This is a genomic window from Methanomicrobium antiquum (genome assembly GCF_029633915.1).
In the GTDB taxonomy this organism is placed as follows: Archaea; Halobacteriota; Methanomicrobia; order Methanomicrobiales; family Methanomicrobiaceae; genus Methanomicrobium; species Methanomicrobium antiquum.
In genome coordinates, this window is record NZ_CP091092.1 from 1,702,313 (window position 1) to 1,726,903 (window position 24,591).

23 protein-coding genes are annotated in these 24,591 nt (G+C 38.1%); 10 read left to right on the forward strand and 13 right to left on the reverse strand.

Translation table 11 applies throughout. From position 1 onward, the window contains the following. Positions 1-33 precede the first annotated feature (33 nt). Positions 34-438, reverse strand: a complete 405-nt coding sequence (locus L1994_RS08405; protein WP_278099001.1) for a 6-carboxytetrahydropterin synthase — start codon at positions 436-438, stop codon at positions 34-36. A 964-nt stretch (positions 439-1,402) separates the two neighbouring features. Here L1994_RS08405 and L1994_RS08410 point away from each other — a divergent pair. The 7 genes from L1994_RS08410 (at position 1,403) to L1994_RS08440 (ending at position 6,912) form a co-directional block, all read left to right on the forward strand. Then, positions 1,403-1,831 carry a 30S ribosomal protein S12 gene (locus tag L1994_RS08410; protein ID WP_278099002.1) on the forward strand — a complete coding sequence of 143 codons (429 nt, stop codon included), beginning with the start codon at positions 1,403-1,405 and terminating at the stop codon, positions 1,829-1,831. A gap of 5 nt (positions 1,832-1,836) precedes the next feature. Beyond that, the gene (locus tag L1994_RS08415) at positions 1,837-2,454 is read left to right on the forward strand and encodes a 30S ribosomal protein S7 (protein ID WP_278099003.1); all 618 of its coding nucleotides are present in this window, start codon (positions 1,837-1,839) and stop codon (positions 2,452-2,454) included. Between the two features lie 34 nt (positions 2,455-2,488). After that, on the forward strand, positions 2,489-4,684 hold the full coding sequence (locus tag L1994_RS08420; RefSeq protein WP_278099004.1) for an elongation factor EF-2: 2,196 nt from the start codon (positions 2,489-2,491) through the stop codon (positions 4,682-4,684). Between the two features lie 154 nt (positions 4,685-4,838). Then, complete coding sequence (locus L1994_RS08425; protein ID WP_278099005.1) at positions 4,839-5,117, forward strand: DUF6293 family protein; 279 nt, start codon at positions 4,839-4,841, stop codon at positions 5,115-5,117. A gap of 298 nt (positions 5,118-5,415) precedes the next feature. Beyond that, a complete protein-coding gene (locus L1994_RS08430; RefSeq protein WP_278099006.1) occupies positions 5,416-5,697 on the forward strand; it encodes a hypothetical protein in 282 nt (93 codons plus the stop codon). After that, the gene (locus L1994_RS08435) at positions 5,694-6,032 is read left to right on the forward strand and encodes a hypothetical protein (RefSeq protein WP_278099007.1); all 339 of its coding nucleotides are present in this window, start codon (positions 5,694-5,696) and stop codon (positions 6,030-6,032) included. Before L1994_RS08430 ends, L1994_RS08435 begins: the two co-directional genes overlap by 4 nt. A gap of 85 nt (positions 6,033-6,117) precedes the next feature. Then, entirely contained in the window at positions 6,118-6,912 is a 795-nt protein-coding gene (locus L1994_RS08440; protein ID WP_278099008.1) for a hypothetical protein, read from the forward strand. 10 nt (positions 6,913-6,922) lie between these two features. Here the strand turns inward: L1994_RS08440 and L1994_RS08445 are convergent, their stop codons facing one another. The 6 genes from L1994_RS08445 to L1994_RS08470 all read right to left on the reverse strand — a co-directional run bounded on the left by L1994_RS08445 (position 6,923) and on the right by L1994_RS08470 (position 15,095). Next, positions 6,923-8,146, reverse strand: coding sequence for a sensor histidine kinase (locus tag L1994_RS08445; RefSeq protein WP_278099009.1), 1,224 nt, complete (start codon positions 8,144-8,146; stop codon positions 6,923-6,925). Positions 8,147-8,582: 436 nt separating this feature from the next. After that, positions 8,583-9,176, reverse strand: a complete 594-nt coding sequence (pdxT, locus tag L1994_RS08450) for a pyridoxal 5'-phosphate synthase glutaminase subunit PdxT (RefSeq protein WP_278099010.1) — start codon at positions 9,174-9,176, stop codon at positions 8,583-8,585. Next, on the reverse strand, positions 9,166-10,062 hold the full coding sequence (pdxS, locus tag L1994_RS08455; protein WP_278099011.1) for a pyridoxal 5'-phosphate synthase lyase subunit PdxS: 897 nt from the start codon (positions 10,060-10,062) through the stop codon (positions 9,166-9,168). The genes pdxT and pdxS overlap by 11 nt, the downstream gene beginning before the upstream one ends. Positions 10,063-10,415: 353 nt before the next feature. Continuing rightward, a complete protein-coding gene (locus L1994_RS08460) occupies positions 10,416-12,986 on the reverse strand; it encodes a PAS domain S-box protein (RefSeq protein WP_278099012.1) in 2,571 nt (856 codons plus the stop codon). 742 nt (positions 12,987-13,728) lie between these two features. Next, positions 13,729-13,908, reverse strand: a complete 180-nt coding sequence (locus L1994_RS08465; protein ID WP_278099013.1) for an MFS transporter permease — start codon at positions 13,906-13,908, stop codon at positions 13,729-13,731. A gap of 185 nt (positions 13,909-14,093) precedes the next feature. Next, positions 14,094-15,095 carry an AI-2E family transporter gene (locus L1994_RS08470; protein ID WP_278099014.1) on the reverse strand — a complete coding sequence of 334 codons (1,002 nt, stop codon included), beginning with the start codon at positions 15,093-15,095 and terminating at the stop codon, positions 14,094-14,096. A 202-nt stretch (positions 15,096-15,297) separates the two neighbouring features. Between L1994_RS08470 and L1994_RS08475 the strand changes: the two genes are divergently transcribed. Beyond that, on the forward strand, positions 15,298-15,954 hold the full coding sequence (locus L1994_RS08475; RefSeq protein WP_278099015.1) for a hypothetical protein: 657 nt from the start codon (positions 15,298-15,300) through the stop codon (positions 15,952-15,954). A gap of 172 nt (positions 15,955-16,126) precedes the next feature. On the opposite strand, the gene L1994_RS08480 is transcribed toward L1994_RS08475, so the two are convergent. Further along, positions 16,127-16,705: an archaellin/type IV pilin N-terminal domain-containing protein gene (locus tag L1994_RS08480; RefSeq protein WP_278099016.1), complete on the reverse strand. Its 579-nt coding sequence runs from the start codon at positions 16,703-16,705 to the stop codon at positions 16,127-16,129. A 244-nt stretch (positions 16,706-16,949) separates the two neighbouring features. On the opposite strand from L1994_RS08480, the gene L1994_RS08485 reads away from it, so the two are divergent. Both L1994_RS08485 and L1994_RS08490 read left to right on the forward strand, forming a co-directional pair. Further along, positions 16,950-18,149, forward strand: coding sequence for a cation:proton antiporter (locus L1994_RS08485; protein ID WP_278099017.1), 1,200 nt, complete (start codon positions 16,950-16,952; stop codon positions 18,147-18,149). Between the two features lie 48 nt (positions 18,150-18,197). After that, a complete protein-coding gene (locus L1994_RS08490; protein ID WP_278099018.1) occupies positions 18,198-18,677 on the forward strand; it encodes a DUF2124 family protein in 480 nt (159 codons plus the stop codon). A gap of 579 nt (positions 18,678-19,256) precedes the next feature. Here L1994_RS08490 and frhB read toward each other — a convergent pair. The 5 genes from frhB to mptA all read right to left on the reverse strand — a co-directional run bounded on the left by frhB (position 19,257) and on the right by mptA (position 24,155). After that, on the reverse strand, positions 19,257-20,120 hold the full coding sequence (frhB, locus tag L1994_RS08495) for a coenzyme F420 hydrogenase subunit beta (protein ID WP_278099019.1): 864 nt from the start codon (positions 20,118-20,120) through the stop codon (positions 19,257-19,259). Position 20,121: 1 nt separating this feature from the next. Further along, on the reverse strand, positions 20,122-20,895 hold the full coding sequence (gene frhG, locus L1994_RS08500) for a coenzyme F420 hydrogenase subunit gamma (RefSeq protein ID WP_278100831.1): 774 nt from the start codon (positions 20,893-20,895) through the stop codon (positions 20,122-20,124). A 151-nt stretch (positions 20,896-21,046) separates the two neighbouring features. Beyond that, on the reverse strand, positions 21,047-21,562 hold the full coding sequence (frhD, locus tag L1994_RS08505; RefSeq protein WP_278099020.1) for a coenzyme F420-reducing hydrogenase, FrhD protein: 516 nt from the start codon (positions 21,560-21,562) through the stop codon (positions 21,047-21,049). A 9-nt stretch (positions 21,563-21,571) separates the two neighbouring features. After that, on the reverse strand, positions 21,572-22,942 hold the full coding sequence (frhA, locus tag L1994_RS08510) for a coenzyme F420 hydrogenase subunit alpha (RefSeq protein WP_278099021.1): 1,371 nt from the start codon (positions 22,940-22,942) through the stop codon (positions 21,572-21,574). A gap of 274 nt (positions 22,943-23,216) precedes the next feature. Further along, positions 23,217-24,155: a GTP cyclohydrolase MptA gene (gene mptA, locus L1994_RS08515; RefSeq protein ID WP_278099022.1), complete on the reverse strand. Its 939-nt coding sequence runs from the start codon at positions 24,153-24,155 to the stop codon at positions 23,217-23,219. Positions 24,156-24,591 lie beyond the last annotated feature (436 nt).

Consider the following 24,591-nt stretch of genomic DNA (forward strand, 5'->3'; position numbering starts at 1 on the left):
AAAAATTTAACGACATTATAAGTTTTAAAAGCTTTAAGGTGTCCACTCTGCATAGCAGGATGTTGACTCCCAGATGCGGCATTTTACAACTCTTGCATTTATGTTGTTTTTTCTGCATTCCTCTTCAAGTTCTGAAGAGATTCTCTCAGCTAATAGCTCGCTTGTCGGATCGCCGTCTGTTAACACAACATCCTGGAATTTTGAGAGGCATTCAACCATAGGATCGTCTTTATTCAGTATTACCTCATGATCGTATCTTAAAACAACCTCTTTTATCAGATTGTAATCTACCAGGATCATAGACTCAGGCGTTAAATCACCCTCCATCCAGAATTCTGCTCTCCACTGATGCCCGTGCAGGCGAAAGCACTTGCCCTTGTAATGCAAAAGCCTGTGACTTGCCTCGAAATATGATTCCTTGTATATCCTGATACTCATTTATTATCACACAATTTGATTTTTATAATATTTTATTTTTATAACTTCAGATGTTTTGTTTTTTATAACTTCACACATGTTGATTTTTATTATCACTCATGTTACCGAATTTATCTCTTTGGGCTCTCTTTTGATCTCATTGAATATCCATTAGATTTCTTTTATTCTCCTGATTATGTTCAGTAAATAATAAGCGGAAATAGCAGGAACATTTAAAGAAAAAAACATCAGAACCTGCCTGTTCCCACCGATTGTTCATTCCGGCTAAGGATATTTTCAGATCAAAATCAGAGTTGAACGATAATGAGATGAAAATCCATGTTTGGTATTAGGAAAAATATCCGGATTGAATTTGTTCCTATAAAATTTGTTCTGTCCAAAGGTAAAAGTTTAGATGTAAATAAAAAATTTAAAAAAGATCACTGCCGGATATCACGCGCATCAGAGCATGCGCCTGCACCTGTAACTTAAAAAAAATTATTCTTAAAAACAAAAAGAAAATTCTTTACCACACTTTATCAGACAACTACAGTCTGCAAAAAGAAAAAACGAAGATTAGTCTATTTTAACAGCAATTCTTAAATTTTCCCAGGGTATTCATGAAGTCCTTCCCCTGTATTTTTGTAAACATTTTTTCTCATTCACTCATCTTTTTCCACATTCACAAACAATGTATGATTCATGTATAGCAGGCATCTGCCGCGCACACATATGACACACAGCTATTATCTTTAATACCCTTCAGGTCCTAATTTTAGGGAGAAGTCTGATATAGATTGGCAGCGGCGGTGAGGACAGCGGGTTGGTATCTGCCTGTTTTCCGTGGAATTTTGATGAATTTGCCTCGCTTCTTCGAAAACCCTGTGGGATTACTCTGTAGCCATATCATATCAATTTCGCGCGTTATTCGCGCATCTTAAAGAGGCAGTAATAATGGATATTTTCCATCAATTGAGGTGTTCAATTGGGAAACGGTAAATTTGCAGCAAGAAAATGTAAGCGCGACTCTAAAAACAACAGATGGCGCGATGTAAACTATTCAAGGAAGGCACTCGGTCTTGACATCAAGTCAGATCCTTTAGAGGGAGCTCCTCAGGGTCGTGGTATTGTCCTTGAAAAGGTTGGTGTAGAAGCTAAGCAGCCGAACTCAGCTATTCGTAAGTGTGTTCGTATTCAGCTTATCAAAAATGGCCGTCAGGTCAGTGCATTCGCAGTCGGCGACGGTGCAATCAACTTCATTGATGAACACGATGAAGTCACAATTGAAGGTATCGGCGGACGTTTAGGCCGTTCAAAAGGAGATATTCCTGGTGTTCGTTATCAGGTTATCGCAGTGAACAATGTATGCCTTCGTGAAATGGTAATAGGCAAGAAGGAGAAGCCACGCAGGTAATCTTTATGAGCGCAGAAGAAATTGCACAGGAAACCACAGAAGCGCCTGTTGTAGAGAAGAATACAAACCTCCTCTTCAACAAATGGGATCTCTCTGAAGTAAAGGTAAATGATCCGGGCCTTGTTCGCTACGTCAGTGTTGATTCACTTATCGTTGCGCACTCATGTGGAAGAAAACAGAAACAGCAGTTTTCAAAGTCTGAGATGCTTATTGTTGAGCGTTTAATCAACAGGCTCATGCAGACAGAGAACAACACAGGCAAAAAAGAGCTTACAACCCGTATTGTAAAGGATTCATTTGAAATTATTTACAAAAAGACAAACAAAAATCCAGTCGAGGTCTTAATTGACGCTATTGCAAATGCAGGACCGCGTGAGGAGACTGTTCGTTTGAAGTACGGTGGTATAAACGTACCAAAGTCAGTTGACACTGCACCACAGCGCCGCATTGACACAGCTCTTTTCTTCATTGCACGTGCTGTCCAACAGGGAAGCCGCAAAAAGAAGAGATCAGCAGCTGCAGTCCTTGCAGATGAATTAATCGCCGCTGCCGCAGGGGACACACGCAGTTATGCTGTAGCAAAGAAGGAAGAACGCGAACGCGTAGCAAAATCTGCACGCTAATCAATAATATATTACTTTTTTTTGGTGTTAGATTATGACCAGACGAAAAAAGATGGTGGAAAGAGTTACAGAACTGATGGACAATCCTGAACATATCAGAAACATCGGTATTGTAGCTCACATTGATCATGGTAAGACAACCCTCTCTGATAACCTTCTTGCAGGCGCAGGAATGATCAGTGAGGAGATCGCAGGTAAAGCCTGCTGGATGGACTCAGATGAGGAAGAGCAGGCACGTGGAATTACAATTGATGCATCAAATGTTTCAATGGTTCACGAGTACAACGGCGAGGAATTCTTAATCAACATGATTGATACTCCGGGTCACGTTGACTTTGGTGGAGATGTTACCCGTGCCATGCGTGCAGTAGACGGTGCTGTGGTTTTGGTTGACGCAGTCGAAGGAACTATGCCACAGACAGAAACAGTTCTGCGTCAGGCATTAAAAGAGGGTGTAAGACCTATTCTTTTCGTAAACAAAGTAGACCGTTTAATAAACGAGCTCAAAGTTGATGAGATGGAGATGCAGATTCGCCTTGGAAAAGTTATCGATAAGGTCAACAAACTCATCAAAGGTATGAATGAAGAGGCCTACAACAACGGCTGGAAACTTGATGCAACAGAAGGAACAGTTGCATTTGGATCAGCCCTCTATAACTGGGCAGTATCTGTACCATTCATGAAGAAGAGCGGTGTTTCATTCAAGGATGTTTACGAGAAATGTACGGAAGGAGATATGAAATGGCTTGCAAAGAACAGTCCTCTTTGTTCAGTAGTTTTAGACATGGTTGTCCGCCACCTTCCAAACCCTCAGGATGCACAGAAGCGCCGTGTTCCAATCATCTGGCAACACGGAACAAAGGACACTCCTGAAGGAAAAGCAATGCTTACATGCGATCCTAAAGGTCCTGCATGTCTGATGGTTACAGATATTTCATTTGACCAGCACGCAGGTGAAGTTGCAACAGGACGTCTCTTCTCAGGTACACTCAGACGCGGTACAGAGTGCTACGTTATGGGTACAGCAAAGAAAGTCAACCGTTTAACACAGGTTGGTGTCTTCATGGGTGCCGAGAGAATTGAAGTTGAAGCACTTCCGTGTGGAAACATCGCTGCAGTTACAGGTCTTAAGGATGCAATTGTCGGTTCAACAGTTACAACATTAATGGAAATGACTCCGTTTGAATCCTTAAAGCACTACTCCGAGCCTGTTATGACTGTCGCTGTTGAGGCTAAGAACATGAAGGATCTTCCAAAGTTAATCACTGTTTTAAGACAGGTTGCAAAAGAAGACCCGACTGTTCAGGTTACAATCAACGAAGAGACAGGTGAGCACTTAATCTCCGGTATGGGAGAACTTCACCTGGAAGTTATCACCGGTCGTATCGGCCGTGACAAGAAAGTTGAAATTGTCACATCTCCGCCTATTGTTGTTTACCGTGAGACAATCACAGGAACAGCAGGGCCGATTGAAGGTAAGTCACCAAACCGCCACAACAGGTTCTATATTGAACTTGAGCCGCTCCCGACAGATGTTGTCCAGCTTTTAAAAGACGGCACCATTTCAATGGACCTGCCGGCACTTGAACGCCGTGACGCACTCATTGAAGCAGGATTTGACAAGGAAGAGGCTAAAAACCTTACTGCAATCGAAGGAACAAACATGTTCTTCGATATGACAAAGGGTATTCAGTACTTAAACGAGACAATGGAACTTGTCCTTGAAGGATGGCGCGAAGCTCTTGCAGGAGGACCTTTGGCAGACGAACTGGTTCAGAATGTCAAAATCAGACTTGTTGATGTAAAACTTCACGAAGATGCAATTCACCGTGGTCCTGCACAGGTAATTCCGGCAGTAAGAAGTGCTGTAAAGGCAGGTATTCTTCTGGCTGGCGATTCACTCCTTGAGCCTATGCAGATTCTGCAGATAACTGTTCCACAGGAGCACATGGGTAGTGCAACAGGCATGATCCAGGGTCGCCGCGGTCAGGTTTCTGATATGACATCTGAAGGTGACACAATCACAGTTATCGGAAAAGCACCGGTTGCACAGCTCTTTGGATTTGCAGGCGATGTCCGCTCAGCAACAGAAGGACGTGCAATGTGGTCCACAGAGTTTGCCGGCTTTGAAATTGTTCCGGCAGGAATGCTTAAAGACGTTGTAAAAGAGATTAGAAAGCGTAAAGGCTTAAAAGAACAGATACCAGAGCCTGCTGACTATCTCGCATAATATTTTTTAAACATTTCTTGCTTTTTTTTGATTTTTTAGTTTTTTCGAGTGCAATTAGCTTTTTTTAATTGGACCCAATTAACAGAGTTTAAGTAATTTCCTTTTTTTAAGTTCTAAGAAGCACTCTGCACAGATTGTAGCGTCTTCAAGTGCATTGTGTGAACATTTAGGATATTTTCCAAATAATCCTCTGTTAAATAAATATCCATCAATCTCAAAAAAAATACTTATCGAAGAATTGGAATCTTCAGGTATAAAATTATTAAATAATAAATCAAAAGAGGGTTTGGTTGCTAAATATAATGCACTTCAACGAAAATACATAAACCCTCTTATTGAATGGGATTATATACGACTTGAAAAAAATGGAACCAGGCCCATAATCAAACTGACTCAGGAAGGAATAAATGCCCTTTCTTTCCTAAAAGATTGATTTGTTATGAAAGTCAAAAATCCCTGATAGACTTTCATCACTTTTTTGTGTGATGAAAAACGCTCATCATGCGGGTTTGTTATGAAAGTCAAAATTCCTGATAGACTTTCATCACTTTTTTATGTGATGAAAAAAGTTCATCATGTGCGTTTTACATGAAAGTTACTTCGTAACTTGCATGAAACCGGTGCATGAAAAAAATTATCATGGACGCTTTTAGATTATGTTAAAAATTAATTTTTCAGGAAATCTTACTCTTCAAAAAATTATATATTGTTATATAATAAACAATATTCTCATGACTGCATTGACTCAAAAAGGAACAGGAATACATTCACCAACACTTGACAGTATAAAGATGGTTGAGAACTTTATCAGGGATAATAGTGGTGAATATAAAAAAACAGCTCTCTGCAACGAACTTCCCAAAAAAATGATGTATCAGACATTTATGCAGATTATCGATTATCTTTTAGAGTCAGGCAAAATTGCAGCAGACAGTGAGGGGCATATATGCTGGATATATAATCCTGAGGTTTTAAAATACTACAAAAACCACGAGGAACTAAGGATTAAATGAAAACCCGTATTTATTTTAATGACGAAAATGCGGCAGCGAAATATAAAAAGATCCAGTCATCTTCTAATTCAAAAGATCTTCGTATTTTAAAAGAAATAGACAAAGCAATTGATATCCTGCAAAAAGATCCTTTTTCCGGCATTCTAATCCCAAAACGACTGATTCCAAAAGATTTTAATAAAATTTTCAGCCCGGATAATTTATGGAAGCTCGATTTAAATAAGTCATGGAGACTTATATATTGGATCTCATCCGATAACGAAGGCCGGATTACTCTTCTGATTGACTGGATGAATCACAAGCAATATGAAAAATTATTTGGATACCACTCATAATGAAATAAATTCAAATCCTGCTGATAAATTCCAAAATCCCCGCCACCTTTTATAACCTATAAAACTCATTTTGTAATTTAAGTCTATGCCCGGATGCGAATACACTCCCTACAAACCAAAAAATGCCGGTGAAGTTGTATCCTGGTGCAGGAAAAACGGAATAATTCCAATACCCTGCCAGCCAAAGTCAAAAGCTCCGCTTGGGATAATATCAAAAAAAGGCATATATAAGAAAAATCCTCCTTCAAAAGAAGAACTTTTAAGAATTTATGACAGACGCTTTTTTGGAAAAAATGTCAGCGACTCATTTCATGTTCCTTCACCAAAAAGAATACTTGCAATCAATAATTTCTGGGATTCTCATTCACTGGAAAATATGGATGAAAGAACAATCAGCATCTCACTTGGCATGAACTACCCGACAAATGACGGTTATACAATTGCCTGTATTGATATTGACAGCGACTCACATAAAGGACTGTCTGAAATCAATCCGTTCATTAAATGTCCGCTTGTAGGAGGAAAAAAGGGAGGAAAAATATTTTTCAGGCTTGATAAGGAGAACAAAAATCCAAGTCCTATTATCCAGTACTCAACAAAAGAAAATCTAAACCTTGCAGGGCCAAAACAAAAACCTGCACTGATAGAACTGTTCACTGGCCATAAACATGCTTTAATCTATGGCGAACACCCGGACAGCACTTTGGACAATCCGATATTTTACTACTTTAAAAGAGGATTTGACGCAGATGTTCCTTTAATTACCTGGAATGAAACAACAAAGGCTATTGCAAATTATGCTGATGAGATGAATCTTGTTGTTAGAAAAACATCTTCAGTTATCCCTTATGATCAGACAAATCTCACAGACTGGGTATGAATTTAGAATTTCAAAAATAACGCCATTTTTCGGCAGGAACTTTTATTTCAAACCGTGCTCCCTTTCCAAAACAACCAATCTCAATTATTGAATAACCCATAAATTCAAGAATCTCTTTAACAAAAAAGAGGCCATAACCGGTATTTTTACCAACACCTTTCATAAATATCCTCTCTTTATCCTCTTTTGCAACTCCCACCCCGTTATCCTCAAATGATATAACACCAAAATCTCCATCTTCTCTGAATTTTACAGAAATTAAAGAGACATTTTCTCCATGCCTGACAGAATTTTCAGATAAACTGGAAAAGACAAATTTCATCATATCATCAGTAAATATCTCACAGTTTCCAGTTTCGATTCTGAGATTTATATCAGGCTTTAATACATCTGAAACAGAAAGAAGAACCATATTTTTTAAATCCTGCCAGGAGTTATCAAATTTTCCCAGGTTTTCATAATCTTTTGAAAAATTAACAAGCCTTTCAATATTTCCAGTACAGTCCTCAATCGCCTTTAAGTAGCCAAAAGCCTTATCATCATCGCTTTGACTATAACACAAAAGTTCTGCATAAAGTTTAACAGCAGAAACCTGATTAATAACATCATGCCGGGTGATTCCGGTTAGAAAACTTAATTCTTTGTTGACTAAAAGAATCCTGCTTTCTGCTTTTTTAAGATTTGTTATATCATTAACATGGATTAAAATATTGGCATCTTTGTCATTCAAAGGTATAAGAATTAATTCAAGGTTTGCCTTCCCTTTTTTTGATGTGCTATAGATTTTTGATTTTTTAATTTTATCGAAATCATAATCAGCCTCAATTCTTTGGTTTTCTCCGAATTCTATAGTATTTATAAGACTGTCAGTAATATTTGGATCCTTAAAAAGGTCATTAAATCTTATATTTTGAGGATTTTCTATCCCAAAAATCTCAATAAACGCCAGATTAAATCCAAGAATATCCCTGGTTTTTGAATTAATAATTATAAGGCCGACAGGTGTTTTATTCCAGACAAGCGGAAGAATATCATGAATTCCACGGTCTTGTTTTGCTGATTTTGAGATTTCTGTGGATTTTTCAACAAATTTATAAAATTTATTATACATTGATTCATTATCGTTTTCATTATTGATCCAGAAATCAGCAATATCTTTTTGAGTTTTCAAAATATCATCGGATTCTTCAGAATATGTCGCGATAAAGGGGTAAAACAATCCCTGATTTCGCAATTTTTTTATGTTTAAAATGGCATCATCACTAAAAAGTTCTGCATTCGAAATAATTGCATCGTAATTGAAAGCAGAGGCTTTTTTTTACACCGTTTAAAAAATCTCCGGATGTATCTACATGAAAAGAAAAGTTCTGTTCAAGAAAATTTTTCAGGCTTTTTTGTTCAGTTTCATCCTGATTTATGTAAAGTACATATGGCCTGTACCCCTTCACCGGCAGTCAGACCCCCCCCTTAAAAGTTATTCAAAACAATTGGTATTTATTATTTCTGAAATTAACTGCACTTTTTTTAATTAATATTTCAAAAATCTAGTTTTATATGAAAATTAATTCGTCATTTGCATAAAATTGTTGCATGAGGTATAACTCCATGAACAATTTTTGTAAGAAATATTTGATCTATTTTGGATTGTGCAACATTCAGAAGATGAAAACTCATGGAATAATGCCTGAATTTCGAAGAAATAATTTGTGAATCCTGAAATCACCGGCAATTTCGGGATGAAAGGAGAATGCCATGTGTTTTTTTTCCTTTACCGCCACAATTTCATCACCGCAATTAGCAAGAATCTCTACTCCCTCTCCGGCAGACTTCACAACAGGTGCTCTAATAAAAACCGCATTGAAGGAAGAGTTTAGCCCTTTTATATCAACAGGCACTTCAAAAGAATCCTTCTGACGCCCAAACGCATTTCTACCAACAGAAATGTCAATAACACCAAGTGGATTTACGCGTACATCATCAACAGAAGATGCAAGAATAACCATTCCGGCGCAGGTAGCAAAAAAAGCTCCTTTAAAATTTTTTAGAGCTATTCTCATACCATTTTTATCAATAAGGCGGGATATTGTTGTTGACTCCCCCCCGGGAATTGCTATTGCATCACAACTTTCTATATCTTCAGCCTGCCTTAACTCAAATACTTCTGATCCTTCAGAAATTCCGCATGAATCAAGTGCTGACTTAAAAGCGCATATATGCTCAGAAACATTCCCCTGAAGTGCAAGAACGCCGATTTTAATTCCCACGGACCGAGAGCACCTCATCTTCTGATAATGTGTGGACATCAAGGCCGGGCATTGCATCGCCTAAGTTTCTGCTCGCTTTTGCAATAACTGTAGGGTCATTGAAGTTGTTCACCGCTTCAACTATTGCAAGCGCCATCTTTTCTGGATTTGAAGATTTGAATATCCCTGAACCGACAAATACCCCGTCACATCCAAGCTGCATCATCATTGCCGCATCTGCAGGTGTTGCAATACCGCCGGCTGAGAAATTGACAACAGGAAGGCGCTTTAACCGTGCACACTCTGAAACAATCTCAACAGGTGCTTCAATTTTTCTCGCAAACGCTGAAATCTCCTGAGAGTCCATTCCTTCCAGGCTTCTTACAGCACCCATTATTGCCCTCATGTGCCTTACTGCCTCTACAACATTTCCAGTGCCTGCCTCTCCCTTTGTCCTAATCATTGCAGCACCTTCATTGATTCTTCTGCATGCTTCACCTAAGTTTCTTGCACCGCAGACAAAAGGTACAGTAAAGCGGGACTTGTCGATGTGATACTCCTCATCAGCAGGTGTCAGTACTTCACTCTCATCAATCATGTCAACGCCGACAGCCTCCAAAACCTGTGCCTCAACAAAGTGACCAATTCGTGCTTTCCCCATTACAGGAATTGAAACAGCATCAATAATCTCTTCAATAATTGACACATCTGCCATCCTTGCAACACCGCCTGCCTTCCTGATATCTGCCGGCACTCTTTCAAGCGCCATTACAGCAACAGCACCTGCAGATTCTGCAATACGTGCCTGTTCAGCATTTACAACATCCATGATAACGCCTCCCTTCTGCATGGATGCAAAACCTCTCTTTAAAAGCTCAGTTCCGTGTCTGAGTTCTTCAAAATTCATGCTATATTAATAGTCAATAATCAGCAATAAAAACGCCTATTGATATTATTGTGATTTTCATTTGATTAAAAAAGAATCAAAAATTAATAGTTTTTTTCATGACATCCAAATTATCTTAAATCTCATTTAAAAACGTCTATGAATTTATATTCATGTTGATTTTCATGTTATTACGAAGTAACTTTCATGTACAAAAAAATAATCAGAAGATGCAATGATTCACATTTCTTCCGGAATTAAATAAAAAAGATGAAACAGGACAGATTACATCCCGAAAAATAATTTTACATGATAGGCCATCAAATAATCCATATCAGGTTTTCACAGGGTTTTCCTATTCTTTTATTGCAAAATCAAATGTAACGGAATCTGCCATTTGGTACATTTATTTCAAATCTGACACCTTCACCAGAAACTCCGGATTCACAGATATTCATACCTGTCATTGAAAGAACGTATTTTATCAGGAATAGGCCATATCCGGTATTACTGCCAAATCCTTTTAGGAATATTTTATCTTTGTTTTCAAAGGGAATTCCTGTTCCGTCATCCTCATAGATTATTTTTAGACTTTCACCGGAATTAATGGTCGATAATCTGATTGATGAAATTTTTTCACTTCCATGGCGAATGGAGTTATCAATGAAGTTATAGAAAACCTTGCCAAACAGGGGATCTGCATAAACCTCAATTTTTTTTTCAACTTCTGTTTCAACATTAAGACTTGCTGTATCAAGCATAAACTGCGAAAAATTAAAGGTTTCAAGAAGATTCTGCCAGGATGGAGATTTTATACCTGTCTCCTGATAGTCCTTTGTAAAGGATAACTGGTGTTGTATTGTTGAGGCGATTGTCTCTATCTTTCCAATAATTTCAACTGAACTTTTATCAGAAATGCTTGTTATTTCTCTTAAAATTTCAAGATAACCGATTAATGCAGTAACCTGGTTTAAAACATCATGCCTTGTAACGTTTGACAAAAGGTTTAATTTTTCATTTGCAAGCGTAAGTTTATCCTGGTAATTCTTTCGAAGAGTTATATCACGTTTTGTCTCACGCCTGCCTGCCCATGTCCCGTCATCATGGTAAACCGGCTGGCAGTAATGGCTTATCCATTTCTCATCACCATCTGCCGTTATGATTCTGAAGTCAAAGTGCTCGACGCCTGAATTTTCTTCAATTATATTTTTGTAGTGAGAAATAACCATCTGACGATCCTCAGGACAGACAATCATTTCAGCCATTCTGAAGGGATCATATGAGAAATCTTCAGCTGAATAGCCGGTTATCCTTTGACAGGACGGAGATACATACACAAATTTCCCGTCAGGACCAAGCCATGATTCCCAGTCATAGGTATAGTTTGCAAGAGTGCGGAATTTCTCCTCATTTTCACGAAGAGCATATTCCATTTTTTTTCGCTCACTTATATCTAAAATTACACCAACAATTCCCTCAACATTGCCTTCTGCACTAAAAAGTGCTGTTTTTGAGAACAATACATCGATTAATTCACCTTTTGAATTGTTAATTGCATACTCATATTGCTGAAGATGAGGATTTTGAACGATTTCCATGTCTTTTCTTGTATAAACGTCTGCAAGCTCTTTATCAAAGAAATCATAGATGTTTTTACCGATGATTTCATCTCTTGAAAGACCAACAAGCTCTTCAAATGCACGGTTACAGTCATGGTATATTCCTTTTTTATCCCTGTAGAAAAAGGGTGCCGGAATTGTATCTTTTATTGCCTGAACGAAGTTTATTTCATTTAGAAGATCTCTTTCCATCTTCTTTCGTTCACTTATATCCAGGATCACACCAACAATTCCGTCAACTGTCCAGTCTGCCTTAAAACGTGCAGTTTTGGAAAACATCACATCAATTCTCTCGCCGCCGGCGTTGTTTATCTGGTTTTCATACTGCTGAAGATGTGGATTTTGAACAATTTCCATGTCTTTTTTAGAGTACAGATCAGCTAATTCCTTATCAAAGAAGTCGTATATGTTTTTTCCAAGTATTTCTGATTTTGAAAAGCCTACAAGCTCTTCGAATGCACGATTGCAGTCATAATAAACGCCGTGTGTATCTCTGTAAAACACCGGAGCCGGAATTGTGTCCATTAACGCCTGAACATAATTGACTTTTTCCTGGAGGGATTTATGCATTAATTTTTCGTCAGTTACATCTCTTCCGACAGACTGATATTCGATAATATTTCCTTTATCGTCAAAAAAAGCCCTGTCAATCCAGTGTTGCCAGCGCTCTTTTCCATCAGGCATTATGACAATATGCTCAATATCCCCATATGGTTTTTCAGGTGACAGACTGTTTAGGTGAGTTTTGATTCTTTCAGCCTCATGTTTTGGAACATGAGATTTGAATTTGATTTTTCCTACCGCTCCGTTTTCGAGGTCATAATATCTGTAAAAAGCATCATTTGCAAATATTATTATAAAGTCGGGCAAAAATCTGCATATCAGCTCGGTCTGGCTTTCAACAACAGCCCTGTAGCGCTCCTCGCTTTCCCGCAGAGATTTTTCAGCATTCTTTCTTTTAACAGACTGGAAAATCATGTTTCGAAGTTCTGCAAACTGTGATTTTGGTTTTCCACCTTTTTGCAGGTAAAAATCTGCACCATTATTGATTGCATTGATTAAAACATCTTCACGGCCACGTCCGCTGAAAATTATAAAAGGGGTTTTATCACCGGCATTACGAATTGTTTTTAAAAATTCAATCCCGTCCATTTCCGGCATTTCAAAATCTGAAACAATTGCGTCAAATGTTTTGGTTTTTAAATTTTCAAGTGCACGGGATGCAAGAAGAGCAGTTTCAACTTCGATGCCGCCCTCTTTTTCCAAAAAGAGCTTGGTTATTTCAACAAGAGCAGGTTCATCATCAACAAGCAGAACTTTAATCAAAGTAATTTCTCCATCAGTTTCTCACCAGAAATCTCCATAACCGTGTTTTTCTTAAATTAATTATTGAATGAAAGTTACTTTTTTAACTTACATCAAATTGTTACAATGAAACTGTTACATGAAATATAATTTCAGGAACGCTTTTTATGAAAAACACTTTGAGATCTGCATAAAAAGTGCATAATACATCAGTTTCATGAACCTTTTTCCTGAAAAAATTCGGGCAGGAAATTTATTATATTTACCAGTATTCTATTGATATAATCTACTTTATTGGGGGACATTATAATTTTTTTTATTCGTTTGTATCATGAATACAATTTGATTTAATCCAAAACTTAGATTCAGGAAATTTAAAAGAATAATCAGTATTTATCCTTAGAATAAAACAAAAATAATCAAATTACTTATAAAAAACAGAAACTGTAAAATTAATTTTTAAAATTAAATATAACAGACAAAATTACACATATAATAAGTTCAAAAATAGTTTAAAATAACTTCAAAAATAAATTCAAAAATCATTTTAAAATTCACAGATGACATGAATTAACAAAATTCTTAAAAAAAGTCTGCAAAAAATTAGTTTTTATCCTAATCATTAATTTTTTAGATTGAATTTACATAGAATTTTACATTGAACAATGAATAAACAATTGCCTGAAAAGTTTCTAAATCATTTGCTTATTGTTTAATCACAAAACAAAGAGACTTTCCAAATCATTTGCTTAAAAGAACACATTTATTCTTCTTTTACAATCATTGCACCGCCGATTGCGAGAACCAGACCAAATACTATTGCCACAATTCCTATAAATGAAGCCATTATTGTCTCAATAATTGCTATGTCAAATGTCAGTCCAATGCCGATAATAATCAGCATTACCCCTAAAATAAGAGAAATCAACCCTAACCAGTCCATTAATAATCACAACCTATAACAAACAAAATTTCCCTGAATTTACTTAATTTTAAACCAGAAAATGCAGAAAAATCTGCAATTTTCATATACAAAAGATATCACACAATTGATAAATAAGTTTTGTTTCAAGAAGAACATGATATTCACACATATAAATAAAACAATAATTTGTTTATTTAGAGATTTTATGCATTCTTTTTTGATTTTTCAATTAAAATTCTGTAACCGGCCAGCATCAGTGCAACAAAAATGGGGCCCATAATAAACCCAAGCAGTCCCATCGCCGCAATACCTCCAAAAAAAGCAATAAACATCAAAACGGCATTGACACTTGCCCTTTTTCCCATTAGAACAGGCCGCATCCACCAGTCAGGAATTGCACAAAGAAGGGGCCAGGCAAAAATCAGAATTATAAAAAGGCCACCCCAGTCTGATATTGAAGCTGCATATAATGCCAGAAATGCGATTAAAAAAACCGGCCCAAACACAGGTATCAGTGCTAAAATTCCAGATACAACAGCGAAAAACAAAATATGTCCATAGCCAAGCAGGTAAAATACCGGAAACGACACAAAAAAAACAACAACTGCGACTGCCAGATGCACATTAAATATTGCATAAAGCATATCAGAAACACTTTTTTTAAGAATGGAAATATCATCTAGGCAGTTACATGGAATAATTCCTTTTATCTCTTCAATAATTCTGTCGCCATAAACCAAAAACAAAAACAGCGATAAAAACATTATCATTATTTTTATAGTCATTATAGGCATCAGAGTCAGATATTCAAGAGCACTCTCCTTGAAAGATAAAGTCAGGTCTGAAAACAAAGAATAGATCATATCAGGAGGAGTTTCCATAAAAACTGACATCTCAGGAAAAATCTTCAGATTTATCCAGGATACAATAGAAAATATCATATCAACAATATAATCACCATTCTGATAGATTACAGACGCTGCTACATAAAGTGTTACTATAACCAAAAATCCAACCAGAAATGTAATTATGAATGATGAATACTCCGGTCTTGCATATCTGCACATATATCTGTGTGCAGGCATCAAAACAGCGGCAAAAGAACCTGAAACAATAATTACGCCAATAAATTCCCTAAAAGCCATAACTGATAAGATAAATATCAGAATTATGAGACCATAAGTAAATTTATCGCTGTTATCCATCTGTATAATTCTCATTCCTTAAAACATAAAATATCATCTGATAAATGATTTGAAAGAAATTAATTAAACTTTTTTTTAACCACATTACTCTGTAATCGTTAATCTTTTTTTAGTAATCGTTAATGTATCAGGTTAAATTATCAGATTAAATTAATTAAGAATATATGAGTCCAAAGACTACAAATACTTAGGAGTTACAGTTATGGGTTTTGAGCCATCACCACAGTTCATTCTTACAGCAGTTTTCGGATTGTACGTAATCTTTATGATTTTTGCAATATTCACGATTAAAAAACGCAAATCTGAACGCATCAGGGACAGAGACGACATCAGACAGGAGAAACGATTCAAAGCTAAATTTTTCAAAAATATTACCGAAGGTTTTCAGCTAGAGTCAATAAAAAATCTGGATGATATAATAAACATCTATGAGGCTGTTGCAGGACTAAGCGATGAAGACCTAAACTACCACTACGGTCTTTCAAGATACTTAAGAGAATATTTAATCGCACTTATCTCAAAAGATGACAAAATTATTCCGGACTCAACAACAGAAGAAGAAATTCGTGAGTGGAAACAAACACTTGACAAAATTATCTCTCTAAACGATATTCAGACACCTTTCTCAGATCTTCCGCCGCTTGAGAGAAACATACTAAACGACATCACAATATTTCTTAAAAGAGATGACAAAGAACACATCAATGATAAATTAAAGGAACTGTCAAGGCTTATTAAAGCAAGAGACAGTGAACTTAACAAAATATATAAGAAAAATGACGGTTCAATGCAGATTGCAGTAATTAGTCTTCTTGCATCTCTTATATTCGGACTTGTTGCAATAAAGCAGTATATCTGAAAAAATATTACCTGAATAATTTTTTTGGCTCTCCACCGGCATTGTCATAAAAAAAGGATTTAATTTTCATAGTTAATATATTGACAAATCTTTTTTAGAACACTAAAAAAAATTCACAATAGAAAAATTCCGGGGAATTTTTTGGTAAAGCCTGAATGTTAAAATCTGCAATTTATAAAAATACAGTCTCCGTCATGCTTTCAGGTGCTGTTCTGTCAACAGAAAGCGGCGCTCCAAGCGGCGGAAGGATATTTATCCTGAAATCCTGACCTGGTTTTACCTGCATATCTGACGGGAGATTTATCATTATTGTGACATAATGTCCGGTTGATAAAATGCTTCCAAAATTTTCTCCTTCAGTATTGGAGATTATACGCCATGTTCCGGGAGAAGGTTCAGCCTCGCTGAAAAAAGGATCTGCCCGGTTTAGCCTTCTTAATAAATCTGAAGTCATGAAATGTATTGTTACATATTTTAAGTCAATGTCCATAAGAGCATAAGGGCTTCCAACAGACAGACGGATTCTGTCAATGTTTCCGGTTGTCGAATTCCTAAGACCAAGAATATTTTCTCCGACAATCATCGTGGATGAACCCTGTTCAACTGCAGAATAAATAACAGACTGAGATTTCTGAATAGTGAAAAAACCGGCGCTTAAAACAACATATGAAAAAACCGCTGCTACAACTACAAATGCAATAAGAACCAAAGCCGCCTCAAGACCTGTAAAAGCGTCATTCCTTTCAGTCATATATTCCTAAAAATTATAATATAAAATTCTTAACACATCAATATCTGAAAAAAATCATCCTTTCCAGATACTTCTTCTAAAGACCGGTGTTATTTAGAGACTGGTGTTAATTATTACTTTTCATAGATTTATATTTTAAAAAGCAATAACAATATCGCACTTATCAAACATCGTATCGCCAGTTGTCAATTTCAGTTTTCAAATGGAAAACAATCAAATACTAACGGCAATAAGTAAATAAATTATGAATATAGGAGAACTTCCTTCAATTGAATTGCAGATGAGTCTGCTCTTGTTCGTCGCTTTGGGAGGATATCTTCTCGCATCAAGAATTAATCAGTCCGCAGTGGTAGGTGAAATTTTAATCGGACTAATAGTTGGTCCGAGTTTTCTAAATCTCATCACATATACCGATTTTGTTCAGAGTATTGCCGCTCTAGGTGCAGTAATTTTAATGTTTGTCATTGGTTTTGAATTCAACATAAAAGAATTAAGCAATATAAAATTCGGAATCATAGGATTTTCAGGTGTGATAATTCCATGGATTTGCGGATATTTTATTGCAGTTCTGTTTGGATTTGACTTTATTAGTGCTCTTTTTATTGGAACAGCACTTACTGCAACAAGTATAGCAATAACTGCGAATGTTCTTCGTGAGATGTGTCTTTTGGATACAGAAGTTGCAAAGGCAATAATTGGTGCAGCAGTAATTGATGATGTCTTAAGTCTTTTGGCACTTTCTATAACAGCTGATGTCGCATCAGGATCATTCTCTTATACGGGAATTGCTTTATCAATTGTAAAACAGGTCGGATTCTTATTAATAGCAGGGTTCATAGGAATCGTATTCATATCAAAATGGATTGAAAAGATTGATAAAACACGCCTGGCAATGAAAAATCCTGAATTTGTATTTATCTTTGTTATGATGATTGCATTTTTGTTTGCAACACTATCTGAGTATGTCGGAATTTCAGCTATAATCGGAGCATTCATCGCAGGTGTTTCATTTAACGGAGTAAATTTGAAGCACAGCCATGATATTGAGGCAGGTGCTGATTTTCTCTATATCATCTTCGGCTCAATATTCTTTGTATCTCTTGGCATTCTCGTAGATATTCATGTAATGACACAGGAAGCTGTCGTCTTTTTAGTTGTTCTGACAATTGCGGCTGTTATTACAAAACTCATAGGCTGTAGTATTCCTGCAAAGATTATGGGTTATTCAGGACGTGACTCACTTGCAATAGGCTTTGGTATGTCTCCCCGTGGAGAGGTTGCAATGATTGTTGCATTAATGGGGCTTACTATGGGTCTTATCGGACAGGGGGTATATGCGGCAATTGTTTTAATGAGTCTTATTACAACAATTTTAACCCCGATTCTCTTTAGAAACTGGCTGTTTAAAAAAGAAGTAATAGCATGTGATTTAGAGAATAAATAATTTTTTTTCCAATACATTTATCTTTTTTTCAAATCAATTAAAAAAATTATGGAAGTAAAAGAAACTCTAAAAGGAGTCCCCGGACTTCTAAGACCCTTTAAAAAATTCTTAGAGGATGAAAACCTATCAGAAAACAGCCAGATTGTATTTTACGGATGCCCCGGAACATGTCTTCCGTTTATAGAGCTTATTGCATTTGCAATACGAAGTCTGCCGGTAAAATGCATTTTTGTACCTTTCCTTGAGGAGGAAAAAGCCGCGGCCCTCACAATAATTGATGGCATGGGTGCACAGATAAATCCCGGAAAAGTAAAGCCTGACCCAAAGGTGGTTGTTATAATGGGCGGACTTTCGATGCCAAACATTCCTGTAACAGCAGAAGATACACTAAATACAATCTCAAAATATGACGCAAAAGTTGTTGGAATATGCTTTATGGAGATGCTTGAAAAAGAGGGCTGGACTGAGAAGATAAACTTTGATATGATTATTGACGCCGCAATAGATCCGGTAAAAGTCTATCGTTAAAGTTAAGATAATTCTAATCTTAATGACTCTTCGCCATATTTCTGATCACCCTAATTTGGAATTGATTTGTCGCGATGTACACAATATCCCCGGGAACCGGAGGGGCTTAGCCCCCCTCCGGTGACCTATCGTAAGCGGGGTGGGTTTAAGGGAGGGGCCTGTCCCCTCCCTTGCTAATAATCGATTAGCTTTGATTGTTTTCCAGTCAAGGCCAGTAACCTAAGAAACTGATGAAATCTTCCATATCAATAATCTTAAAAGCCCACAAATGAGAACATAGATGTGAATGCAGAAATGCATTCCCTCCATTTGTAATGTTTATTGGACATATCATCAGATTTGGAGGTTATTCTCTAAGTTGTTTCTCTTTTTGGATAGTCCTAACTTTCAGAAAAATGGAGAAGAACCATCTTAATTAATTAACTCCAAAAAAACTCATTAAATTCTATTTTATGTAACAGCCTCATATAAGTCACAAAGTAAATTTCATGCAAATTAAACCTGTTTTACAGAATAAACTTATATATGAAAGTAAGTTACGAAGTAACTTTCATCTGAAATTAAAAAAAATAAAAAAATTTAGATGTAAGGGTTGCGAAGGCCCTTGCCGACACCAAAGGAGGCACGCTCCTCAAGTGTCTTCTGATTCTTGTCAATCTTGCCTGTTGCAAGTTTTGTGACAAGGTCAAGGCCTGGCTTTACGCCTGCAATGTCCTTTGTCTCAAAGTAGCCTGCGGCTACTGCCTTTGACCAGACATCCTCACCCTTCTTTGTGCGTACAAAGACTGTGCTCCATCCATCAGGGCTTCCAACTGAACCTGTTGAAACATCAGCAAGGTTTGCTACGTAGTCAAGACATACGTGGCATCCGGGCTGTTCATATTTGTGTGTTGCACCGAGCGGAATCTGTGAAAGAGCTCCACGCTCTGTGTATACTGAGAACTTGCCCTTTCCGATATCCATCTTAACTGCAGATTCCATCTTGATATTACAGTGGTCTTCAACAATTGATTCAAGACCCTGATATGGGAAGTTTTCCATGCAGAAAATACCAATTGCAAGTGCAATTTTGTCAGGAACTTTACGCATTCCAAGTGGGTAAAGCTGTGCTTTTCTCAAAGCCTGCATCTGGCATGGGGTTCCCACAATACCAACCTTATCAAGACCATATGAACGTGTTGCTTCTTTGATAAGCATCATGTTCGGGCTGATTGAATATTTGGTACCACGTGCTGCAAGAAGTTCTGCTTTTGATGTTGCGACAATTGGCTCAGGCTTGAATGGCTCATCGCCAGGTCCTGCAACAATTGCTCCGTCAATAATACCCTCTTCGAGAGCATATGCAAAGAGCTGTGTTACAATTCCTCCGTCCTGGGAGCATTTCAGAATATCTGCGTCTGCTGCACGTGCAGATACTGCTGTCTTGTAATTTCCAAGTACCATTTTACTCTCCTCCCTTACCCATTGCACCATCAATTGCTTCAATGATTCCTTCAAACTGATTTACTACATCAAAGCTGAAGAAACTGCGTGGGCACTGTGCATAACATGCACCACATTTAATGCACATTTCACGGTCAATGTTTGGCCTTCCATATTCAATTGTGATTGCACGTACAGGGCAGCTTGCCGCACATGTACCGCATCCCATACAAAGACCCTGGTTTATGACATCAACCATTAAGTCACAGCCACATGCTTCAGTTCCGCGTTTTGCAAGGTCCATGAGAGGCTTTAAGTAAGCTCCTGCAAGTGCCTTCTGGTCATCATTGCCCTGTAAGAGCAGGTATGCCATAACACAAACGTTTCTGATTGCTTCTGCTCCCGGCGGGCATGATGGCAGATATACATCTACATCAATTAAGTCGCCAATTGGAACATAGGACTCATGCTGAGGCTGGTTCCACTGACCGCCACGGCAGAATCTTGTAATATTTCCATATGCTGCACATCCACCAAGGGCGACAACAACTTTTGCCTTCTCCCTGGTTTCTTTAATCTCTCTGACGGAACACTCGTCCTGGAGACATACTGATCCTTCTACTAAAGCAACATCCATTTCAGGAATGTGCCTTACATCTGCAAGTGTCAGACAGTATACAAGGTCTGCATAGTCATCCAGAATCTTGAAGAGCCCCTCATAGTTATCTGCAAGGGACACAAGACATCCGGTACATCCGGACATATGAACGTGTCCAACGGTAATTTTGTTTACCACAGGCTTTTCCTCCTTAATTTTTCCATCCTGTTTTTGTTCAACCTTCACATCTTCGGGCTTCTGAGCCGGTTTAGGCTCTGCGGGTTTCGCTGCAACCTTAACCTTTTCAGGCTTCTTTTCAGGCGCCTGCGGGCTCCCCGTGAAGATCTCTTTAAGACGTGATAGTAGTCCCATAATCCACCCCTACTTCTGACAGTGCAAGTTGCACTGCCTTCGGAATGGCCTTTCTAACGCTTTCAGTGACCCAGAACTCCGCGTCTTCCGACTCGTTGTCAATCTGGGATATGTCGATGTTTTGCGGCTGGCATCCGAATATTACAATATCAGTTCTTTCAGACAAAACATTCAATGGTTCTTTAAGGCCCCATGAATGCGGATCGGTATATGCACCGGGTGATAAAACATCAGGTGTAACTCTAGTGATCTCGCCGGGTTCTCCCCCAAAGTCCATAATATCAATAATAATCAGTTTTTTAACAGAAATGTCGGACTGCGCCATAAGTGTAAAAAGATAATGCGGACCTGCAAGCCCTGCATCCAGCACTTTAACACTTTCAGGAAGTGACAATTTTTTCATCTCAGCAATAACTGCCGGTCCGAAACCGTCATCAGTCTGAAGCGGATTTCCGCATCCGACAATCATATTTTCAGCATACCAGTCAGACATCAACACAACTCACTGAACAAGCTTCTGGGCCACTACCTTCTTCTCTTCATCGACCACCATCATGTGTGTAGCACATGACACACATGGGTCGTAGGCACGAACAATTACCTCAGCAAGCTGCCATGGCGCACCTTCAAGTGCACGGCTGACTGTTGGGAAATTCCATGTGGTTGGCACAAGAAGTGAATACCACTGGACACGTCCGTCCTTTACCTTTGCAAGGTGTACATCTGTTCCACGTGGTGCTTCGTTGGCACACCATCCAAGTGAGCCGTCACCCTGTGGAATTTCGTCTGCTATTACACTGCCGGATGTATCAAGTGCATCTATTGCATCAATCATGCTGTATAGAGTGTCAGGATATTCCATCTGGCGTGCGATCTGAAGACCCATTGCACCTTTTCTGTCATAGTTACGGAACATTGCAAGACGTGCACGTGGACCTACCTCTACAGGTGCTCCATCATACAGAGGAACTGCAGTACATGCTTCCATCTGTGGCCATGCCTTTCCACCTGCCGGTGTTGTAGCATGGTTTGGATAGTTCGGATCGTCAAGTGTTATATCTTCCTGACCCATGTACCAGTCCCATGGTCTTACATCTGTCCAGCGTTCAGGGAACCACCTTTGATCTGCATCAAGGTTTGTGTTTCCATAGAGCGGATCTACTGCCATGTAACCCTGGTCGTGGAATCCGAACTTGCTGTTCTTCTCTACTTCGTAACTTCCTGCAACTGCTGCTGTTCCACGCTCATCCCAGTTCTTAAAGACTGAGATCATGAAATCCATCTGTGCTACAGCAAGAGAGACACCCTCTTTTGCAAGATCGTACATCTTTGCTTTTGCACGCGGTGAAACATTCTTGTACATACCACCGATTCTTGGGTTTGACGGGTGAATAGGCTCTCCACCAGCGATCTCACCAATAGTCTGGCCGATCTCACGAAGTCTCTGTAGACGCAGTGCAACGCTGCGTACTGGTTCTTCCTTTGAGAACGGGTTGATCTGTACATCAGTGCCTGGAAGATACATGTCCGGCAATGAAAGGATGTTGTGCAGTGCATGACTGTGCAGTCTGTTTGCACACTGCAGAATTATACGCAGGAGATATGCATCGTCAGGAATTTCACAGCCGATGGAACCCTCCATTGCTTCTATACCTGCGAGAGTGTGCGCAATTGGACAGATACCACAGACACGTGATGAAATCTTTGGTGCCTGATGCATTGTTTTTCCAATTGCGAGTTTCTCGATACCCCTCACAGGTGTGATACTGAGCCAGTCACCACGCTCAATTATGCCCTCATCGTTTACCTTAAGGACGAGCTTTGTGTGACCCTCATGCCTTGTGGTTGGGGAAACCTCTACAACTTTCGACAAATTAATCGCCTCATTAATAAATTTTTGTTCATTTCGCTATACTCTGTGTAAAACACACATTGTTTTATTGCAACACACGTACCTGAACCTTAAATTTCAGTACGCTAATTTCTAATTTCAGTTCTTTCTTTAAAAATAGCTTTCGTTGTTGATTTGTGAGTTTGCTATTTTTATAATTTTTCGTAACACTCTTTGCACAACATAGCCAAAAGAGTGAGGACGCAAAAATCCCAAAAAAATGATTTTAAGAAAAATATTAATTCAAATTTAAATTTCAGGCAGATTCATTGAGTTCTGCACGAAGTTCCGCGATTGTCGCTTTTCTTTCAGCATACGCATCATGCTGATGAATGCTCTCTTCGTTTGTTTGTCTGATTCTGATTAGAGAATCTCCAGGCAAAAATGCAAAATCACTCAAAACTCTTTTTGCCATTTCCCTGACACAGTCCTCAACAAAGCGGGCATTTTTATGCGCACTATAGACAACGTGGCTCTCATCTCCGCGTTTTAATAATTCATATATTTTTGCACTCATTGAATCCTTAAGAACAGTGATTAAATCCTCAAGATTGACACGCTGATCATCATCTGTTTCAATACACAAAAATCCCTTGCCACGCTGGTTGTGTGTGGCCATGGGAACTTCAGATAAAAATGCCTCAATCTTCTCCTCTTCAATTTCAAGTTCACGAAGTTTGTTTGAAGCAATCTCCTTCATTATATTTTGTGCACAGGGACATGCAGTAATTCCGGTAACCTCTGCACCGATGCTCTTTCTTACAATCGGATTGGAATTGTTTCTTTGTGCAATTGCACTTGCAACAACCTTTACAACCTCATCACATTCTGTTCCGGAAACAGGAGTCTCTCTTCTCACCATAAAGGTGCTGTTCATTCTGACCTCTGTCCTGTCAGCATATTCATGATGATCAAGAAGTTTTCTTGCAACAGAATTGCATACATCTTCTATTCCATCAACCTTTCCCTTGACAGTCTGTTGCAAAACTTCGTCAATTACTTCAAAGTTTCTGGACATATTTGCGCCCTTAAGACTGCTTGGAAGGTCAACAAATACATCAAAACTTGATATGAATATTACAGGGCGTTTTCCAGGCCTTGCAACTTCTACTAATTTCTTTACGTTTTTCACACCAACCCTTGTCAGATTGATGCGAACTTCAGGTAAAGTAGACTGGGTATCAGGTAATTCCATTGAATAAACCTCTTATATGGCGTCATTTTATCTCTGCAACGAAAGAATTACCTCCACTTGGCAGTCAGACAAAATACCATATTTCTATTTGGTCTTTGTACCTATTTTCTATCACAAATATAATATTTATGAAGTTGCACACGACTTCAATAAGAAAAAAAATAACCATAAGATATTTTTCGATTAAAAGAAGAGGTTAATTGAAAAAATTACGACTAATTCAGATGTTAAAAAAATATTAATGAAAAAAAAGTATATTTTTTTCAAAATTCTCCAGAACCTGTTTGCGCGATTAAAAAATCTTTTATGAAACGTCCGGATAAATAAAAAACAGCCTTAGAGTTTGTCATTTAGATAATAGCCAACGATTTTTCACTCAAAACACTAAAACATCAGATAAAAATAAGATCATCCATGCCGCAGGTATCAGGGCAAA

Coding starts and splice junctions, on each gene's coding strand:
- L1994_RS08490 (WP_278099018.1), top strand. CDS start 18,198: ATGGAAGTAAAAGAAACTCTAAAAGGAGTCCCCGGACTTCTAAGACCC.
- L1994_RS08485 (WP_278099017.1), top strand. CDS start 16,950: ATGAATATAGGAGAACTTCCTTCAATTGAATTGCAGATGAGTCTGCTC.
- L1994_RS08415 (WP_278099003.1), top strand. CDS start 1,837: ATGAGCGCAGAAGAAATTGCACAGGAAACCACAGAAGCGCCTGTTGTA.
- L1994_RS08475 (WP_278099015.1), top strand. CDS start 15,298: ATGGGTTTTGAGCCATCACCACAGTTCATTCTTACAGCAGTTTTCGGA.
- frhB (WP_278099019.1), bottom strand. CDS start 20,120: ATGGTACTTGGAAATTACAAGACAGCAGTATCTGCACGTGCAGCAGAC.
- pdxS (WP_278099011.1), bottom strand. CDS start 10,062: ATGAATTTTGAAGAACTCAGACACGGAACTGAGCTTTTAAAGAGAGGT.
- L1994_RS08430 (WP_278099006.1), top strand. CDS start 5,416: ATGACTGCATTGACTCAAAAAGGAACAGGAATACATTCACCAACACTT.
- mptA (WP_278099022.1), bottom strand. CDS start 24,155: ATGGAATTACCTGATACCCAGTCTACTTTACCTGAAGTTCGCATCAAT.
- L1994_RS08440 (WP_278099008.1), top strand. CDS start 6,118: ATGCCCGGATGCGAATACACTCCCTACAAACCAAAAAATGCCGGTGAA.
- L1994_RS08470 (WP_278099014.1), bottom strand. CDS start 15,095: ATGGATAACAGCGATAAATTTACTTATGGTCTCATAATTCTGATATTT.
- L1994_RS08405 (WP_278099001.1), bottom strand. CDS start 438: ATGAGTATCAGGATATACAAGGAATCATATTTCGAGGCAAGTCACAGG.
- frhD (WP_278099020.1), bottom strand. CDS start 21,562: ATGTCTGACTGGTATGCTGAAAATATGATTGTCGGATGCGGAAATCCG.
- L1994_RS08465 (WP_278099013.1), bottom strand. CDS start 13,908: ATGGACTGGTTAGGGTTGATTTCTCTTATTTTAGGGGTAATGCTGATT.
- L1994_RS08435 (WP_278099007.1), top strand. CDS start 5,694: ATGAAAACCCGTATTTATTTTAATGACGAAAATGCGGCAGCGAAATAT.
- L1994_RS08420 (WP_278099004.1), top strand. CDS start 2,489: ATGACCAGACGAAAAAAGATGGTGGAAAGAGTTACAGAACTGATGGAC.
- L1994_RS08480 (WP_278099016.1), bottom strand. CDS start 16,705: ATGACTGAAAGGAATGACGCTTTTACAGGTCTTGAGGCGGCTTTGGTT.